The organism is Ectothiorhodospira mobilis, from assembly GCF_016584115.1.
GTDB lineage: Bacteria > Pseudomonadota > Gammaproteobacteria > Ectothiorhodospirales > Ectothiorhodospiraceae > Ectothiorhodospira > Ectothiorhodospira mobilis.
In genome coordinates this window covers 26,269-43,253 of the sequence record NZ_NRSK01000024.1, presented here as the reverse complement: position 1 = coordinate 43,253, position 16,985 = coordinate 26,269, and the positions used below count along the sequence as shown (strand labels likewise).

Here is a 16,985-nt window from a genome sequence, read left to right as displayed (position 1 = left end):
GGACAAGCCCTTCGCCCCGCGCGCGGGGCGAAGGGGACAGGGCGGGGCGGGGACCTATCCCCCCGTCCCCGCCGGTGGGGTCAGCCGCGCTGCTTGAGCATGTCGGCGATGATGGGGGCCAGGATGATCTCCATGGCCAGGCCCATCTTGCCGCCGGGCACGACGATGGTGTTGCGGCGCGACATGAAGGAGTCGTGGATCATGTTCAGCAGGTAGGGGAAGTCCACGCCGAACCTCTTCGGGTTGCGGAAGCGGATCACCACCAGGCTCTCGTCCGGGGTGGGGATGTCCCGGGCGATGAAGGGGTTGGAGGTGTCCACCGTGGGCACGCGCTGGAAGTTGATGTCGGTCTTGGAGAACTGGGGCGTGATGTAGTGCACGTAGTCGGGCATGCGCCGCAGCATGGTGTCCACGATGGCCTCGGCGGTGTAGCCGCGCTCGGCGCTGTCCCGGAAGATCTTCTGGATCCATTCCAGGTTGACGATGGGCACCACGCCGATCCCCAGGTCCACGTGCTGGGCCACGTCCACGTTCGCGTCCTTGTCGGTCACCAGGCCGTGTAGGCCCTCGTAGAACAGCAGGTCGGTGTTCTCGGGCATGTCCTCCCAGGGGGTGAACTCCCCGGCCTTGAGGCTGGTGCCCAGGCGGGCGTTGTGCTGCTCCGCCTCCTCCTGGCTGTGGATGTAGTAGCGCTTCTTGCCGCGCCCGGTCTCGCCGTAGACCCGGAAGGTCTCCTCCAGCTTGTCGAACAGGTTGGACTCGGGCCCGAAATGGCTGAAGTGGTTGTTGCCCTGGGCGGCGGCCTCCTTCATGGCCTGCTTCATCTCCACCCGGTTGTAGCGGTGGAAGCTGTCGCCCTCGATGATCACCGGATTGATCTTCTCGCGGCGGAAGATGTGCTCGAAGGCGTTCTTGACGGTGGAGGTTCCGGCGCCGGACGAGCCGGTGACGGCCAGGATCGGATGTTTCCTCGACATCTACATACTCCTCTTTTCCCGATGGTTGAATGCTGTGCGCTGTTGTCTTGGGTCCCCCGGGCCGGGCCGGGGGACTGATCTTGTTGTTCGCGGATCCTGGGGCCCTAGTCTGAACGGAATATTCTTAGAACACCAGACGGACGCCCGCGGGGGTCCCGCCGGCAGCGGCCGTCCCCGGGGGGATCGGTCGGCGGCCGGAGGCAGGCGTCTGCCGGGGTCGGCCGGGGAGGCGTTGCGGGGCTATTGGTACACCATCGCCCGGGCGCGGGGCAAGCAGGACCCGGCCATAGCCCGGGGGATCAGTCTTCCCCGGAGCGGGCCGGGGGGGCTGTGGCGGGGGCTGCGGCCTCCCCGGGCTGGAGCCGGGCCAGGGCCTCGTGGAAGCTGGGGAAGACATTCTCGCGGCCGATCTCGTCCAGGAGTCCCGCCCGTTCCATGGCCGCCTCCACCGGTTTCTTCAGGCCGCTGAACATCAGGGTGCACTCCGCCGCCTTCAGGTCCGTGATGAGACCGCGGATGCGGTCGATGCCGGAGGCGTCGATGCGGTTGAGGCTGTGGCCCATGACCAGCAGGGCGCGGGCCTCCGGGTGCCGCGCGATGGCGTCCATCACCGCCTCCTCGAAGTGGGCCGCGTTCATGAACACCAGGGAGGCGTCGAAGCGCAGGGTGACGAAGTCGGCGTGGGCCGGTTCGTTGTCACCATTGGTGATGGATCCGGCCGGGGAGCCGTCCGCCCGCAGGGGGCGGATCTCATACCGCGGCCGCACCGTGCCGATGAGGAAGACAAGACTGGCCAGGGCGGTGCCCACGATCACCCCGGCGGCCAGGTTGGGGGCCATGTACAGGGTGACGGCGAAGGTGAGAAAGCCCGCCAGGCCATCGGCGCGGCTCACCTTCCAGTAGCGCCCCAGGGTGCGGAAGTCCAGCAGGCCGAAGACGGCGGACATGACGATGGCCGCCAGCACCGCCTGGGGCAGGTGATACAGGTAGGGGGTGAGAAAGAGCATGGTGAGGATCACCCCGGCGGCGCTCACCACGGCGAACAGGCCGCTGCGGGCCCCGGCGCGGGCGGCCACCGCCGAGCGGGAGAAGGAGCCGCTCACGGAGAAGGACTGGAAGAAGCTGCCCACGATGTTGGCCAGGCCCTGGCCGATGAGCTCCTGGTTGGGGTTGAGCTTCTCCCGGTTGCGGGCCGCCAGGGCGCGGGAGATGGAGGTGGCCTCCATGAAGCCGATGAGGGCCATGACCGCGGCGGCGGGCAGCAGGGCGGGGATCACGTCCCATTGCAGCACGGGCAACTGGAAGCTGGGCAGGCCCCGGGGGATGGTGCCCACCACCTCACCGCCCGCGGAGAGCACCGGCCGCCCCTCATGGAATCCGGCCAGGCGCCAGGGCGCCCCCGCATCCCCGGGCTCGCGAAGGTGAAAGGCCACGCCGCCGCCGTCCAGGGGGACGCGGGTGAGGGCCCGGTCGTGGGCGGCGATGCGCAGGCGGCTGCGCCGGTCCTTGAGGCGCCGCTCCTCCGCCTCCAGCCCCGCCACCCGCACCGCCAGTTCCGGCGGCACCTCCCCGGTCCGCTCCTGTTGCCGCAGCCGGGCGCGGGCCTGGCCCAGGGCCCCGGAGGTGCGCTCCAGGTCCGCCCGTACCCGGGAGAGTTCGCCAAAGAGGGCACGGGCCTGGGGGGCCTGCACCTGGTCCAGATCCACGGTCTGCTTCTGCTCAAAGCCGGTGGCGGCGCTCAGCAGGGTGCCCACCACCACCACCAGCAGGACCCCGGGCAGGCGGGGCAGCAGGCGGCCTTGCAGGATGAGGAAGGCCAGGGTGCCGGCGCCGAAGGCCACCGTGGGCCAGTGGGCCTGGGGCAGCTGGGCCAGCACGCCGACGAAGTCCGTGAGGAAGGTGCCGGTGTCCGGTTTGGGGACGTTGAAGAAGGTGTTGAGCAGGGACAGCCCGATGATGAGGGCGGCGGCATTGGTGAAGCCCACGATCACCGGCTGGGAGACGAAGTTCATGAGCACCCCCAGGCGGAACAGCCCCAGCAGCAGGCGCAGGATCCCCACCAGCAGGGCCAGCAGGATGGAGAGCTGGATGAATTGTTCCGAACCCGCCACGGCGAAGGGGGCCAGGGAGGCGGCCGAGAGCAGGGAGATCATGGCCACCGGGCCGGTGTGCAGGAAGCGGGAGGAGCCCCAGAGGGAGCCGACGATGGCCGGGATGGCGGAGGCGTAGAGGCCGTAGACCACCGGCAGCCCCGCCAGGGTGGCGTAGGCCATGCCCTGGGGGACGAGGATCATGGCCACGCTGATGCCGGCCAGGAGATCGGCCCGGACGCCTTGGGCCGACATGGGGAACCAGCTGAGGAAGGGCAGCAGACGGTAGAGCCAGTATTTCATCTTGGATTCCGCTGTGGCAGACGCGGCGAGGCCCGGCGGGACCACCCCGGGGGTGGGCGGCCCTGATCTCGCAAATTGTTATATATGTATGAATCAATAATATATAAGTCTACCGGTTTTTGCGATTTGTGGAAAGGGCGACCCCTGGTGATGGCCGCGCCGTCTGGCTATGCTGTGGGCATCGATCCAGCCCGGAGGTGGTGTCATGGCATCCAGACTCTCGCCGGTGGGGCGCCTGCAGCGCATCCTCCTGGCCACCGGGGGCGGCGAATCCAGCGCCGGGGCCGGGGCCCTGGCCCTGGATCTGGCCGCGGCCCATGGCGCCGGGTTACTGCTCATGCGGGTGGTGCTCACCAACCCGGAGTACGAGTCCATGGCCCCGGAACGGGTGGAGGCGGAGACGGCCGCCGCCCGGGAGGATCTGGAGGCCCTGGCAAACCAGGCCCGGGGGCGGGGCATCCCCTGCGACACGCGGGTGCGCCACGGTGTGGACCCCTATGTGGCCGTGGTGCAGGAGGCGGATGAGTCCCGGGTGGACTGCGTGGTGGTGGGCCGCCACCGCCGCGGCCCCCTGGCCCGGCTGGTGATGGGGGATTCCACCGCCCGCATCGTGGGTCATGCCCCCTGCAGCGTGCTGGCGGTGCCGCCGGAGGTGCGGGATCCGCGGCGGCATATCCTGGTGGCCACCGACGGCTCCCGGGCCGCGGACGCCGCCTGCGCCATGGCGGCCGAACTGGCCCGGGTCGGCGGGGTGCCTTTGACGGTGCTGTCGGTGACGCGTCCCGAGGATCCGGACGCGGAGCGGGCCGCCGCCGGCGAGGCGGTGCAGCGGGTGCTGGACCTGCTCAAGCCGGAACTGAAGGACAGCGGCGTGGCCCTGGAGGGGATGGTGGAGCAGGGCCGGCCCGAGACGGTGATCGTGGAGGCGGCGCAGCGCTGCGGCGCCGATCTGGTGGTGGTGGGCAGCCACGGCCACGGGGGGCTGGAGCGGCTGCTCATGGGTAGCGTCGCCGAACGCGTGGTGACCCACGCCCCCTGCCCGGTGCTGGTGGTGAAGTAAGGGGGAAGCCCGCCCCGTCAGCGGGACGGGTGCGGATCCGTTGGCGTGCGCTGAAAGACCAGGTCCCACACCCCGTGTCCCAGCCCCTGCCCCCGCTGCTCGAACTTGGTCAGGGGCCGCTCCCCCCGGGGCGCGAACCCGTCCTCCGGGGCCGTGTTGACGAAGCCCTCGGCGGCGGTCATCACCTCCAGCATGTGCCGGGCGTAGTCCTCCCAGTCGGTGGCCAGGTGCAGGCGTCCCCCGGGGCGCAGGCCGCGGCGCAGTTGCTGCACGAAGGCCGGCTGGATGAGGCGGCGCTTGTGATGGCGTTTCTTCGGCCAGGGGTCGGGGAAGAAGACCTGCACGCAGTCCAGGCCCGCTTCCGGGATCTGCTCCCGCACCAGTTCCACGGCGTCGTGGCTGGCCACGCGAACATTGTCCAGCCCCAGGTCCTCCAGCCGCTGCAGCAGATGCCCCACACCGGGGCGGTGCACCTCCACGCCGAGGAAGTCCCGCTCCGGGTCCGCCGCCGCCATCTGCGCCAGGGATTCCCCGTTGCCGAAGCCGATCTCCAGGGTCACCGGGGCGCGGCGGCCGAACAGGGTCTCCAGGTCCAGAGGGCCGTGGCCGGGTTCCACCCCCCAGCGGGGCCAGTGGCGTTCCAGGGCGCGCTGCTGACCCGGGGTGAGGCGGCCCTCGCGGCGCACGAAGCTGCGGATGGGCCGGTGATGGGCGGGGGTGTCTTCGGCTCGGGTCATGGAGCGGGGGGATGCGTGGCCGGATGCGGCCCCCGGCGCGGCGCCGGGGGGTGGGGATGGGGCGTCTTCAGAAGAAGGTGCCGTCCAGGGGGGAGGAGGCGGAGGCGTAGCGCTTGCGGGGCATGCGCCCGGCCCGATAGGCCTCGCGTCCGGCCTCGATGGCCTTTTTCATGGCCGAGGCCATGAGCACCGGGTCCTTGGCGGCGGCGATGGCGGTGTTCATGAGCACCCCGTCGCAGCCCATTTCCATGGCGATGGCGGCGTCGGAGGCGGTGCCCACGCCGGCGTCCACGATCACCGGAACCCGGGCGTTGTCCACGATCTCCAGCACGTTGTAGCGGTTCTGGATGCCCAGGCCCGAGCCGATGGGGGCGGCCAGGGGCATGACGGCGGCGCAGCCTATCTCCTCCAGGCGCCGGGCCAGGATGGGGTCGTCGCTGGTGTAGACCATGACGTCGAAGCCGTCGGCCACCAGGGTCTCCGCGGCCTTCAGGGTCTGCATCATGTCGGGGTAGAGGGTCTTCTCGTCCCCCAGCACCTCCAGTTTCACCAGCTTGTGCCCGTCCAGCAGTTCCCGGGCCAGGCGGCAGGTGCGCACCGCGTCCTCGGCGGTGTAGCAGCCGGCGGTGTTGGGCAGGATGGTGAACCGCTCCGGGGGCAGGACGTCCAGCAGGTTGGGCTCATCCGGGTTCTGGCCGATGTTGGTGCGGCGGATGGCCACGGTGACGATCTGCGCCCCGCTGGCCTCGATGGCGCGGCGGGTCTCGTCGTGGTCCCTGTACTTGCCCGTGCCCACCAGGAGGCGGGAGTCGTAGGCGGTCCCCGCCACCACCAGGCGGTCGTCGGCGGGGGTGTGCTGTGCTGCGGCTGTGCTTGACATGGGCCTTTCGTCGTAGTCGGGGTGGAGGATCAACCGCCGCCGATCGCCTGCACGATCTCGACGCGGTCTCCGGGGGCGAAGCGGTGCTCGGGGAAGGTGCTGCGGGGCACCAGTTCGCCATTGACCTCCATGGCCAGCCGGCGGCCGGCGAGTTCCAGCCGTTCCAGGAGCATCTGGGCCGTGGTCTCTTCGGGGACCCGGTGGGTCTCGCCGTTGACGGTCAGTTCCATCATGGGGGTCTTTTCTGCCATAAAGGGGATTAAAATACTATGGTAAATCATCGCCCGTGTCATCGCCCATGGGAACGGGCGGGGCCCCGCCCGCGGGTCCCCCCGGGACCCCGTTGAGAACGCGGGCGGAAGGCCGTAGAATATGGCGCCAATGCGGGTGTAGTTCAATGGTAGAACCTCAGCTTCCCAAGCTGATGACGTGGGTTCGATTCCCATCACCCGCTCCAGATTCCCCCAAACCCCCCCTCAGCGGGGGTTTTTTCTTGTCCGTTCCCCGCCCAGACGGGAACTGGACTTTGTCCAGGGTTGGATTATAATTCCCGGCATGACCGATCACAGCGTACAGTCCGGCAAGCCGGAGCGCGAAACCGTCATCCGGCGGTTGCGCCAGCACGGCATCACCCCCACGCAGCAGCGGGTGGAGATCGCCCGGGTGCTCTTCGAGCGCCCCCAGCACCTCTCGGCGGAGCAGGTCCTGGTCCGGGTGAATGCCCGCGAGTCCCGGGTCTCCAAGGCTACGGTGTACAACACCCTGGGCCTGTTCGCCCGCAAGGGGCTGGTGCGGGAGATCGTGGTGGACCCCTCCAAGCTCTTCTACGACTCCAATACCTCCCCCCATCACCACCTGTTCGATATGGATTCCGGGCAGCTGCGGGATGTGGACCTGGGGCAGGTGGACATCGGTCCCCTGCCGGATCTGCCCGAGGGGGCGCAGGTGGAGGGGGTGGATGTGATCATCCGCGTGCGCCAGGCCGCCTCGCAGTAATCCCCCGCGGCCGGCTTGCTCATCCTTCCTCCCCGGCGCTGCCCTCGCCGGCCTCGTCCATGTGCAGTTCGTTGATCTTCCGGGTCAGGGTGTTGCGCCCCCAGCCCAGCAACCTGGCCGCGTCCTGACGCCGCCCGCCGGTGCGCTCCAGGGCGGTGCGGATCATCACCCGCTCGAAGGCCGGCAGGGCCCGCTCCAGCAGGGGCGGTCCGCCCCGGGACAGTTCCCGTTCCGCCCAGCGGGCCAGTCCCGCCTCCCAGTCCGCCGTCGCCCCTTGCGCCGGGGTGGCGTGCCCCTGCATCTCCGGGGGCAGGTCGTCCGGGTGGATCTCCCGTCCCGAGGCCATGACCGTGAGCCAGCGGCACAGGTTCTCCAGCTGGCGCACGTTGCCCGGCCAGTCCAGTCCCGCCAGGTGCTCGCGCACCGCCGCCTGGGGCACCTTGCGTTCCACCCCCAGCTCCCGCGCCGCCGCGCCCAGGAAGTAATCCAGCAGCAGCGGGATGTCCTCCCGCCGCTCCCGCAGCGCGGGCACGTGGATGCGGATGACATTGAGGCGGTGGAAGAGGTCCTCGCGAAAGAGCCCTTCCCGTACCCGGGCCTCCAGGTCCTGGTGGGTGGCGGCGATGATGCGCACGTCCACCTTCACCGGCAGATGCCCCCCCACGCGGTAGAACTCGCCATCCGCCAGGACCCGCAGCAGCCGGGTCTGCAGTTCCGCCGGCATGTCGCCGATCTCGTCCAGGAACAGGGTGCCGCCGTCGGCCTGTTCGAAGCGGCCCCGGCGGGTGTTCTGGGCCCCGGTGAAGGCCCCCTTCTCGTGGCCGAAGAGCTCCGATTCCAGCAGATCCCGGGGGATGGCGGCGGTGTTCAGGGCAATGAAGGGCTTCTGTGCCCGGGGGCTGTGGCGGTGCAGGGCGTGGGCCACCAGTTCCTTGCCGGTGCCGGACTCGCCGTTGATGAGCACGGTGATGTGGGAGCGGGACAGCCGGCCGATGGCGCGGAAGACCTCCTGCATGGCCGGGGCCTCGCCGATGATCTCCGGCGTGCGGTCGTCCTCTCCGGGGGCCTCCCGGCCCCGTTCCCGCCGCAGCTGGCAGGCGCGCCGCACCAGGGAGATGGCGTCGTCCACGTCGAAGGGCTTGGGCAGGTATTCGAAGGCCCCCCCCTGGTAGGCGGAGACGGCGCTCTCCAGGTCGGAATGGGCGGTCATGATGATCACCGGCAGCTGCGGGTGATCCCGCTGCAGGCGGCTGAGCAGTTCCAGCCCGTCCATGCCGGGCATGCGGATGTCGGTGAGCAGGGCGTCGGGGGTCTCCCGCTCCAGGGCCGCCAGGGCCTCGCCGGCGGCGGCGAAGCAGGTGACGCGCAGGCCCGCCCGGTTCAGCGCCCGCTCCAGCACCCAGCGGATGGAGCGGTCGTCGTCGATCACCCAGATGTGCTCGTGTTCAGTCATCCTTCAGCTCCACGGGCAGCAGCATGGAGAACACCGTACGGCCGGGGCGCGAGGTGCACTCGATGAGGCCGCCATGCTGGTTGATCAGGGATTGGGCGATGGACAGCCCAAGGCCGGTGCCCCCGTCCCGGTGGGACACCATGGGGAAGAAGATGCGCTCGCGGATCTCCTCGCTGATGCCGGGGCCGTCGTCGATCACCTGCACCAGGGCCACCAGCTTGTGGCGTACCTGGCCGATGGTGTACTGGCGCAGCACCCGGGTGCGCAGGCGCACGTGGCCCTGTTCCCCCACCGCCTGCACGGCGTTGCGCACCAGGTTGAGGATGGACTGGATGAGCATGTCCTGGTCCGCGTTCACCTCCGGGATGCTGGGGTCGTAGTCGGTGTCCATGCGCACCCCGGCCGGGGCCTCCGCCGCCACCAGGCCGCGCACGTGTTCCAGGGCCTTGTGGATGTTGATGCGCTGCCGCCGGGGCAGGTTGTTGGGGCCCAGCATGCGGTTCACCAGGTTCTGCAGGCGGTCCGCCTCGCCGATGATGATGCGGGTGTATTCCCGCAGTTCGGCCTCCGGCAGTTCCAGTTCCAGCAGCTGGGCGGCGCCGCGCAGGCCCCCCAGGGGGTTTTTGATCTCGTGGGCCAGGCCCCGCAGCAGGGCGCGGGTGGCGGATTGCTGGTTGATGAGCTGCTCCTCCCGGGTGATGCGCAGCTGGCGGTCCACCTGGATGAGCTCGATGAGCAGGCGCCGCGGCAGGCCCGGGTCCGAGATGGGGGAGACGGTGAGGTCCACGGTGATCTCCCGGTCGTAGTGCAGGGCCAGGACCCGCTCCCGCTCGGTGAAGGGATGGCCGGTCTCCAGGGATTGGCGCAGGCTGTCCACCAGGGGTTCGTCCTCCCGCAGCAGCTCCCGGATGGGCAGGCCCCGGATGCGGTTGAGGCTGATCTCCATGAGCATCTCGGCCGCCGGGTTCATGAATTCCAGGCGCAGCCCCTCGTCCACCGTGAGCACGGCGGTGGTGAGGTGGTCCATGAGATGGCGGTGCAGGTGGGGATCCGGCGTCATGGGTATCCTGATGCAAGAAACAAACCAGGGCTGCCGGGGGCACCCCGCGGCCCCGGGCCGGCCTGGGCGCCGACGGGGGCCGGGTCATCATGCACCATTTTGGGGCAGCGCGGGTACGGGCCGGTGCGTTGCGTCGTGCCCCTTGCGGGCCGCGGGGGGGTCAGCCGTCCCGGGGACGGGTCTGCTGCTGCACGGTGGTGCGCAGGAGATGGAAGCGGCTCTCCCCGGAGCGCAGCAGCACCGCACCGGAGGCGTCGATCACCTCGGCCCGCAGGGTGTGGGTGCCGGGGGTCACCTGGGTGAGGGCGAAGCGGTTGCCGGCACCACTGCCCATGGCCTGGCCATCCAGCAGCAGGCGGATGCGGTGATCCTGCGCCTGCTGCAGGGCCGGTTCGGTGGTCACGGCCACCTGCACCTCGCCGGTGTTGGTGCGCACCACGCCGTCGTCGGGGGGCTGGGTGATCTGCACGCGGGTGTAGCCCTGTTCCGGGGCCTCTTCCTCCCGGTCCAGGGGGCGCTGCAGGATGCGGCGGGCCTCGGCCTCGGGGAGGCCGGGGGTGGTGGCGGCGGGGGCGTCCACGCGGACTCGGGTCGCCTCCACGCCTTCCGGCGGGGTGTCGCCGTAGACCGTGCGGCCCCCGGCGTCGGTCCAGCGGTAGATCTCGGCCTGGGCCGGCAGGGCCAGGGCCAGCAGCAGCATCGGCAGGGCCAGGGCCAGCAGCAGCATCGGCAGGGCGGTGGGGCGGCGCATGGGGGCATCTCCGGCGCGAGGCATCGCATGACGATAGGGCCGCCGGCGGCGGCATGCAAGGGCCGGGGGGCGGATACAAAAAACCCCCGGATGACCGGGGGTTTGTCTCTGCCTGCCGGGGGTCCGGCTCAGAGGCTGTAGTACAGATCGAACTCCACCGGGTGGGTGGTCATGCGCAGGCGGGTGACGTCCTCCATCTTCAGGTCGATGTAGGCGTCGATCACGTCATCGGTGAAGACACCGCCGGCCTTGAGGAAGTCGCGGTCCTTGTCCAGGGCCTCCAGGGCCTGGTCCAGGGAGGCGCACACCTGCGGGATCTGCTTCTCCTCCTCCGGGGGCAGGTCATAGAGGTTCTTGTCCATGGCCTCACCCGGGTGGATCTTGTTCTGGATGCCGTCCAGGCCCGCCATGAGCATGGCCGCGAAGGCCAGGTAGGGGTTGGCGGCGGAGTCGGGGAAGCGCACCTCGATGCGCCGGGCCTTGGGGCTGGACACCCAGGGGATGCGGATGGAGGCGGAACGGTTGCGGGCGGAGTAGGCCAGCATCACCGGGGCCTCGAAGCCGGGCACCAGGCGCTTGTAGCTGTTGGTGGCCGGGTTGGTGAAGGCGTTCAGGGCGCGGGCGTGCTTGATGATGCCGCCGATGTAGTACAGGGCGGTCTCGGACAGGCCGCCGTACTTGTCGCCGGCGAACAGGTTCTGGCCGTCCTTGGACAGGGACATGTGCACGTGCATGCCGCTGCCGTTGTCCCCCACCAGGGGCTTGGGCATGAAGGTGGCGGTCTTGCCGTAGTTGTGGGCCACGTTCTGGATGACGTACTTGAGGACCAGCACCTCGTCCGCCTTGCGGGTGAGGGCGGCGGGGCCGACGCCGATCTCGCACTGCCCGGCGGTGGCCACCTCGTGGTGGTGCACCTCGGTGGTGAGGCCCATCTCCTCCAGGGCCAGGCACATGGCCGAGCGCAGGTCCTGCAGGCTGTCCACCGGCGGCACCGGGAAGTAGCCGCCCTTGACCGTGGGGCGGTGGCCGATGTTGCCGTCCTCGAACACCTTCTCGGAGTTCCAGCAGGCCTCGTCGGAGTCGATCTGGAAGAAGCTGCCCTGGATGGAGTTGCCCCACTTGATGTCGTCGAAGACGAAGAACTCGTTCTCCGGCCCGAACATGCAGCCGTCGGCGATGCCGGTGCTGGCCAGGTAGGCCTCGGCGCGCTTGGCCAGGGAGCGGGGGCAGCGGTCATAGCCCTGCATGGTGGCCGGTTCCACCACGTCGCAGCGGATGATCAGGGTGGGCTCGTCGAAGAAGGGGTCCAGGACGGCACTCTCGGGGTCGGGCATGAGGATCATGTCCGATTCGTTGATGCCCTTCCATCCCGCGATGGAGGAGCCGTCGAACATCTTGCCCCCTTCCAGTTCGTCCTCGTCCACGGTGTGGGCCGGCACGGAGACGTGCTGCTCCTTGCCCCGGCTGTCCACGAAACGGTAGTCGACGAACTTGACGCCGTTCTCTTTGATGGTCTTGAGTACTTCGGAAGCTGACATGCGTGCTCCTCCAGGGGCTTGGGTAAAGTGCCTGCGTCTGCCGCGCCCGTGCGGGGCGCATGAAAGACGTTCGCGTTGCTCTATGCATGCGCCATGCCATTACCGGCGAATCCCGGGGATTCCCCGGTTTCGGGCGATGATGGGGCATAAGGGCAGGACAGGTTGCACCAGTATGGTGCGTCTGCTGCGGTCATGCCCCATCCTGGGGCGACAGGTCCCCGCAGCGGAAGAATACCTGCACCTGGCCGATGTCCTCCACCTCCCGGCTGGCGGCGATGAGCTGGCGGGCCAGGGCCCTGGCCCCGGCCGCATCCCCGACGGCGGCCAGGGGCAGGCGCAGTTCCAGGTGGATGCGCCCGTCCAGGTAGTGCAGCACCACGTCCTCCACGTGCCGGGCCCCGGGCACGCCGGCCCAGGCCCGTTGCAGACGGTCCAGGATCTGGGCGCGGCCGGGGAGGTGGCTGCTGGGGGGACCCTGCTGGTCGTCCTCCGGGTCGATGTGCACCAGGATGTCCCCCAGCTCCCCGTGCACCTCGCGCAGGGCGCGGCAGACCGATTCACTCAGGCGGTGGCCCTCGGAGACGCTGATGCGCGGCGGCACCTGCACGTGCACGTCCGCCAGCAGGATGCCCCCCATGCGCCGGGTGCGCAGGGCGTGCACCCCGCGGATATCCCGCAGGGCCCCCACCGCCCGCAGCATGCGCCGCTGCTCCTCGGGTTCCACGCCGGTGTCGATGAGCTCCTGGGCGCTGTTCCAGATCAGTTGTACCCCCATGCGGCCGATGAGCAGGGCCACCAGGATGGCGGCCACGGCGTCCATGGAGGGTGCCCCCAGGAGGGTGGCGCCCACCCCCGCCAGCACCACCAGGGAGGAGACCACGTCGGAGCGGTGGTGCCAGGCGTTGGCCTTGAGCAGGTTGGAGCGCACCCGCCGGGCCACGTGCATGGTGTAGTGATACAGCCCCTCCTTGGCCACCACCGCCAGCGCCGCCAGGGCCATGGCCAGGGGGGAGGGGGAGAGCAGGCCGCCATCGGACAGCAGGCGCCGTCCGGCATCCAGGACGATGCCCATGGCCACCCCCGCCAGGATCAGCCCCACCACCACGGTGGCCAGGGTCTCGATGCGGCCGTGGCCGTAGGGGTGGCGGGCATCGGCGGCCTGGTTGGCCTTGCGTGCGGCGAACAGGACCATGAGGTCGCTCACCAGGTCCGAGAGGGTGTGCATGCCGTCCGCCACCAGGGCCTGGGAATGGGTCAGCAGGCCGCCCACCACCTGGGCCGCCGCCAGGCAGACGTTGGTGACGGCGCCGGTGACGGTGACGCGGCGCATGGCGCGGTAGCGGGTCTCGCTGGGCAGGCCGGTGGGCATGGGGCGGGCGGGGGTGATGGGCCAAAAACCGCCATGGTACCGCGTCCGGGCCCCGCGGGGGGTGATCCCGCGCAATCGGCGCAAGGGGCGCCCGCCGGCCCTGGCGGGTGGTGCTGGCCGCGGACGCGCGCCCGCCGTTATACTGCAAGGCTTTGCGCGCGAAGCGCCTTTTGTCCACAACGCCTATGCCGGATCCGTCCATGTCATCGCCCACGCCATCGTACGATGTCTCCACCTTCCAGGGCCTGATCCTGGCCCTGCAGGACTACTGGGCGCGCCAGGGGTGCGTGCTGCTCCAGCCCTACGACATGGAGATGGGGGCGGGCACCTTCCACTGGGCCACCTTCCTGCGGGCCGTGGGCCCCGAGCCCTGGCGCACCGCCTACGTGCAGCCCTCCCGCCGCCCCACCGACGGGCGCTACGGCGAGAACCCCAACCGCCTGCAGCACTATTACCAGTTCCAGGTGCTGCTCAAGCCCTCGCCGCCGGACTTCCAGGACCTGTACCTGGGCTCCCTGCGGGCCGTGGGCATCGACCCCCTGGTGCACGACATCCGCTTCGTGGAGGACAACTGGGAATCCCCCACCCTGGGGGCCTGGGGCCTGGGCTGGGAGGTGTGGCTCAACGGCATGGAGGTGACCCAGTTCACCTACTTCCAGCAGGTGGGCGGACTGGACTGCCGCCCCGTGAGCGGCGAGATCACCTACGGCCTGGAGCGCATCGCCATGTATCTCCAGGGGGTGGAGAGCGTCTACGACCTGGTGTGGACCCGGGGGCCCCGGGGCGCGGTGACCTACGGCGATGTCTATCACCAGAACGAGGTGGAGCAGTCCACCTACAACTTCGAACACGCCGACGTGGACCGGCTCTTTCACTGGTTCGAGACCTGCGAGGCCCAGAGCCGGCATCTCATCGAACAGGGCCTGCCCCTGCCGGCCTACGAGCAGATGCTCAAGGCCTCCCACACCTTCAACCTGCTGGACGCCCGCCGGGCCATCTCCGTGACCGAGCGGCAGCGTTACATCCTGCGGGTGCGGGAGCTGGCCCGGGCCGTGGCCCGCACCTACTACGAGGCCCGCGAGGCCCTGGGATTCCCCATGCTGCAGACGGCCCCGGCCGGGGAGGCACGATGAGCGAGCGAAGCGATCTGCTGATCGAGATCGGCACCGAGGAACTGCCGCCCAAGGCCCTGCCGACCCTGCGGGACGCCTTCGCCGAGGGCATGCAGCGGGGTCTGGAGGAGGCCGGCCTGACCCCCGCCGGGGTGCGGGGCCTGGCGGCGCCCCGGCGGCTGGCGGTGTTGCTGCAGGGGGTGCCCCTGCGCCAGGCGGACCGGTCCGTGGAACGCCGCGGCCCGGCGGTGCAGGCCGCCTTCGACGCCGAGGGCCGGCCCACCCGCGCCGCCGAGGGCTTCGCCCGTTCCTGCGGTGTGGCCGTGGCCGATCTGGAGCGCATGGAGACGGACAAGGGGGCCTGGCTGGTGCACCGCCATGTGGAGCCCGGCCGCGCCGCCCAGGACCTGATCCCCGATCTGGTGGAGACCGCCCTGGCGGGGCTGCCCATCCCCAAGCGCATGCGCTGGGGGGAGGGGGAGGCCGAGTTCGTGCGCCCGGTGCACTGGGTGGTGCTGCTGCTGGGGGACCGGGTGATCCCGGCCACCATCCTGGGGGTGCAGGCCGGGGGCGAGACCCGCGGGCACCGCTTCCATCACCCCGATCCCCTGCCCCTGGCCGCCCCCGCGGACTATCTGCCGGTGCTGGAGCAGCGCGGTCACGTGCTGGCGGACTTCGAGGCCCGGCGCGAGCGCATCCGCGCCCAGGTGGAACGGGCCGCCGCCGAGGCGGGGGGGCGGGCCGTGGTGGCCCCCGAACTGCTGGACGAGGTCACCGCCCTGGTGGAATGGCCGGTGGCGGTGCTGGGCCACTTCGACGCCCGCTTCCTGGAGGTGCCCCAGGAGGTCCTGATCTCCACCATGCAGGACAACCAGAAGTACTTCCCGGTGGTGGATGATGGGGGCCGGCTCATGCCCCATTTCATCACCATCAGCAACGTGGATTCCCGCGAGCCGGAGCGGGTGCGCGAGGGCAACGAGCGGGTCATCCGCCCCCGCTTCGCCGATGCCGAGTTCTTCTGGAACCAGGACCGCAAGCGCCCCCTGGAGAGCCACCTGGAGGGGCTGCGCCAGGTGGTCTTCCAGCAGAAACTGGGCACGCTGTATGACAAGACCCGGCGGGTGACGGCCCTGGCGGAACACCTGGCCGGGGCCCTGGGCGCCCCGGTGGATCCGGTGCGCCGCGCCGCCCGCCTGAGCAAGTGCGACCTGCAGACCCTGATGGTGTACGAGTTCACCGAGCTGCAGGGGACCATGGGCCGGTATTACGCCCTGCACGACGGCGAGCCCGGGGCCGTGGCCCGGGCCCTGGAGGAGCAGTACCTGCCGCGTCACGCCGGCGATGCCCTGCCTTCGGATCCGGTGGGACAGGTGCTGGCCCTGGCGGACCGCCTGGACACCCTCACGGGGATCTTCGCCATCGGCCTCAAGCCCAGCGGCACCAAGGATCCCTTCGGCCTGCGCCGCGCCGCCCTGGGGGTGCTGCGCATCCTGGTGGAGGCCGGTCTGCCCCTGGACCTGGAGGACCTGCTGCAGCGGGCCGCCGCGCAGCATGACCCGGCGGTCGCGGCGCCGGCGGCCGTGCCCGGGGTGCTGGAGTACATGCTGGAGCGGCTGCGGGCCTACTACCAGGACCGGGGCATCCGACCCGAGGTGTTCGAGGCGGTGCGCGCGGTGCACCCCACACGGCCCCTGGACTTCGACCGGCGCGTGCGCGCCGTGGAGCACTTCCGCAGCCTGCCCCAGGCCGAGGCCCTGGCGGCGGCCCACAAGCGCATCCACAACATCCTGCGCAAGGTGGAGGGGGCGCTGCCCGGGGCGGTGGATCCCGCCCTGCTGGAGGAGCCGGCGGAACAGGCCCTGCACGCCCGCCTGGAGGCCCTGCGGGGCGAGGTGACGGCGCAGCTGGATGGCGGCGATTACACCGGCGGCCTCACCGCCCTGGCGGCCCTGCGCGAGCCGGTGGACGCCTTCTTCGACCAGGTGATGGTGATGGCCGAGGACCCGGCCCTGCGGGACAACCGCATCGCCCTGCTGAACCAGCTGGCGGCCCTGTTCCTGCGGGTGGCCGATCTCTCGCGGCTGCCGTGACGGGTGCAGGTGTGCGGCTCGTCATCCTGGACCGGGATGGCGTCATCAACCGGGATTCCCCGGACTACATCAAGTCGCCCCAGGAGTGGATCCCTCTGCCCGGCAGCCTGGAGGCTATCGCCCGCCTGAGCCGGGCGGGCTGGCGCGTGGCGGTGGCCACCAACCAGTCCGGTCTGGCCCGGGGGCTGTTCGACGCCGCCACCCTGGAGGCCATCCACGAACGCATGTACCGGGCCGTGGAGGCCGCTGGCGGGCGTATCGATTGCATCCACCACTGCCCCCACGGCCCCGAGGACGGCTGCGACTGCCGCAAGCCCCGGCCGGGGCTGTTGCACCGCATCGCCCGGGACCTGGGCGTTGCCCTGGAGGGGGTTCCGGTGGTGGGGGATTCGGCGCGGGACCTGGAGGCGGCCCGGGCCGCCGGTTGCCGCCCCATCCTGGTGCGCACCGGCAATGGCGAGCGCACCCTGGCCCGGGGGGCGCTGCCCGCGCAGACCCGGGTCTTCCCGGACCTGGCGGCGGTGGTGGAGCACCTGCTGGCAGAGGAGGCGGGACGTGGGGACTGAGGC

The 16,985-nt window shown here is 70.5% G+C and carries 15 protein-coding genes and 1 tRNA gene; 6 read left to right on the top strand and 10 right to left on the bottom strand.

Going from position 1 to position 16,985, the window contains the following annotated elements; translation table 11 throughout:
• Nucleotides 1-80: 80 nt before the first annotated feature.
• Nucleotides 81-977: a phosphoribulokinase gene (locus tag CKO33_RS10085; protein ID WP_200182096.1), complete on the bottom strand. Its 897-nt coding sequence runs from the start codon at nt 975-977 to the stop codon at nt 81-83.
• A gap of 299 nt (nt 978-1,276) precedes the next feature.
• The gene (locus tag CKO33_RS10080; protein ID WP_200182095.1) at nt 1,277-3,370 is read right to left on the bottom strand and encodes a SulP family inorganic anion transporter; all 2,094 of its coding nucleotides are present in this window, start codon (nt 3,368-3,370) and stop codon (nt 1,277-1,279) included.
• 205 nt (nt 3,371-3,575) lie between these two features.
• On the opposite strand from CKO33_RS10080, the gene CKO33_RS10075 reads away from it, so the two are divergent.
• Nucleotides 3,576-4,430 (top strand): universal stress protein, encoded by an 855-nt coding sequence (locus tag CKO33_RS10075; RefSeq protein WP_200182093.1) that lies wholly within the window; start codon nt 3,576-3,578, stop codon nt 4,428-4,430.
• Between the two features lie 17 nt (nt 4,431-4,447).
• Here CKO33_RS10075 and trmB read toward each other — a convergent pair whose 3' ends face one another.
• The 3 genes from trmB to thiS form a co-directional block, all read right to left on the bottom strand.
• On the bottom strand, nt 4,448-5,167 hold the full coding sequence (gene trmB, locus CKO33_RS10070; protein WP_200182091.1) for a tRNA (guanosine(46)-N7)-methyltransferase TrmB: 720 nt from the start codon (nt 5,165-5,167) through the stop codon (nt 4,448-4,450).
• Between the two features lie 67 nt (nt 5,168-5,234).
• On the bottom strand, nt 5,235-6,047 hold the full coding sequence (locus tag CKO33_RS10065; protein WP_200182089.1) for a thiazole synthase: 813 nt from the start codon (nt 6,045-6,047) through the stop codon (nt 5,235-5,237).
• A 29-nt stretch (nt 6,048-6,076) separates the two neighbouring features.
• Entirely contained in the window at nt 6,077-6,280 is a 204-nt protein-coding gene (gene thiS, locus CKO33_RS10060) for a sulfur carrier protein ThiS (protein ID WP_200182087.1), read from the bottom strand.
• 150 nt (nt 6,281-6,430) lie between these two features.
• Here thiS and CKO33_RS10055 point away from each other — a divergent pair.
• Both CKO33_RS10055 and CKO33_RS10050 read left to right on the top strand, forming a co-directional pair.
• Nucleotides 6,431-6,504 (top strand) — tRNA-Gly (locus tag CKO33_RS10055).
• A 98-nt stretch (nt 6,505-6,602) separates the two neighbouring features.
• Nucleotides 6,603-7,043, top strand: coding sequence for a Fur family transcriptional regulator (locus tag CKO33_RS10050; RefSeq protein WP_200182085.1), 441 nt, complete (start codon nt 6,603-6,605; stop codon nt 7,041-7,043).
• Between the two features lie 19 nt (nt 7,044-7,062).
• On the opposite strand, the gene ntrC is transcribed toward CKO33_RS10050, so the two are convergent.
• The 5 genes from ntrC to CKO33_RS10025 form a co-directional block, all read right to left on the bottom strand.
• Complete coding sequence (gene ntrC, locus CKO33_RS10045) at nt 7,063-8,496, bottom strand: nitrogen regulation protein NR(I) (RefSeq protein ID WP_200182084.1); 1,434 nt, start codon at nt 8,494-8,496, stop codon at nt 7,063-7,065.
• A complete protein-coding gene (gene glnL, locus CKO33_RS10040; RefSeq protein ID WP_200182082.1) occupies nt 8,489-9,556 on the bottom strand; it encodes a nitrogen regulation protein NR(II) in 1,068 nt (355 codons plus the stop codon). The genes ntrC and glnL overlap by 8 nt, the downstream gene beginning before the upstream one ends.
• A gap of 160 nt (nt 9,557-9,716) precedes the next feature.
• Nucleotides 9,717-10,307 carry a DUF4124 domain-containing protein gene (locus CKO33_RS10035; RefSeq protein WP_200182080.1) on the bottom strand — a complete coding sequence of 197 codons (591 nt, stop codon included), beginning with the start codon at nt 10,305-10,307 and terminating at the stop codon, nt 9,717-9,719.
• A 128-nt stretch (nt 10,308-10,435) separates the two neighbouring features.
• A complete protein-coding gene (glnA, locus tag CKO33_RS10030; protein ID WP_200182078.1) occupies nt 10,436-11,845 on the bottom strand; it encodes a glutamate--ammonia ligase in 1,410 nt (469 codons plus the stop codon).
• 190 nt (nt 11,846-12,035) lie between these two features.
• Entirely contained in the window at nt 12,036-13,214 is a 1,179-nt protein-coding gene (locus CKO33_RS10025; protein WP_200182076.1) for a cation diffusion facilitator family transporter, read from the bottom strand.
• A 200-nt stretch (nt 13,215-13,414) separates the two neighbouring features.
• On the opposite strand from CKO33_RS10025, the gene glyQ reads away from it, so the two are divergent.
• Genes glyQ through gmhB form a run of 3 tightly spaced genes read left to right on the top strand, consistent with a single transcriptional unit; the run spans nt 13,415 to nt 16,982 of the window.
• The gene (gene glyQ / locus CKO33_RS10020; RefSeq protein WP_200182075.1) at nt 13,415-14,347 is read left to right on the top strand and encodes a glycine--tRNA ligase subunit alpha; all 933 of its coding nucleotides are present in this window, start codon (nt 13,415-13,417) and stop codon (nt 14,345-14,347) included.
• Nucleotides 14,344-16,416, top strand: coding sequence for a glycine--tRNA ligase subunit beta (gene glyS, locus CKO33_RS10015; protein ID WP_200182073.1), 2,073 nt, complete (start codon nt 14,344-14,346; stop codon nt 16,414-16,416). The genes glyQ and glyS overlap by 4 nt, the downstream gene beginning before the upstream one ends.
• A gap of 11 nt (nt 16,417-16,427) precedes the next feature.
• The gene (gmhB, locus tag CKO33_RS10010) at nt 16,428-16,982 is read left to right on the top strand and encodes a D-glycero-beta-D-manno-heptose 1,7-bisphosphate 7-phosphatase (RefSeq protein WP_200182071.1); all 555 of its coding nucleotides are present in this window, start codon (nt 16,428-16,430) and stop codon (nt 16,980-16,982) included.
• Nucleotides 16,983-16,985: the final 3 nt, after the last annotated feature.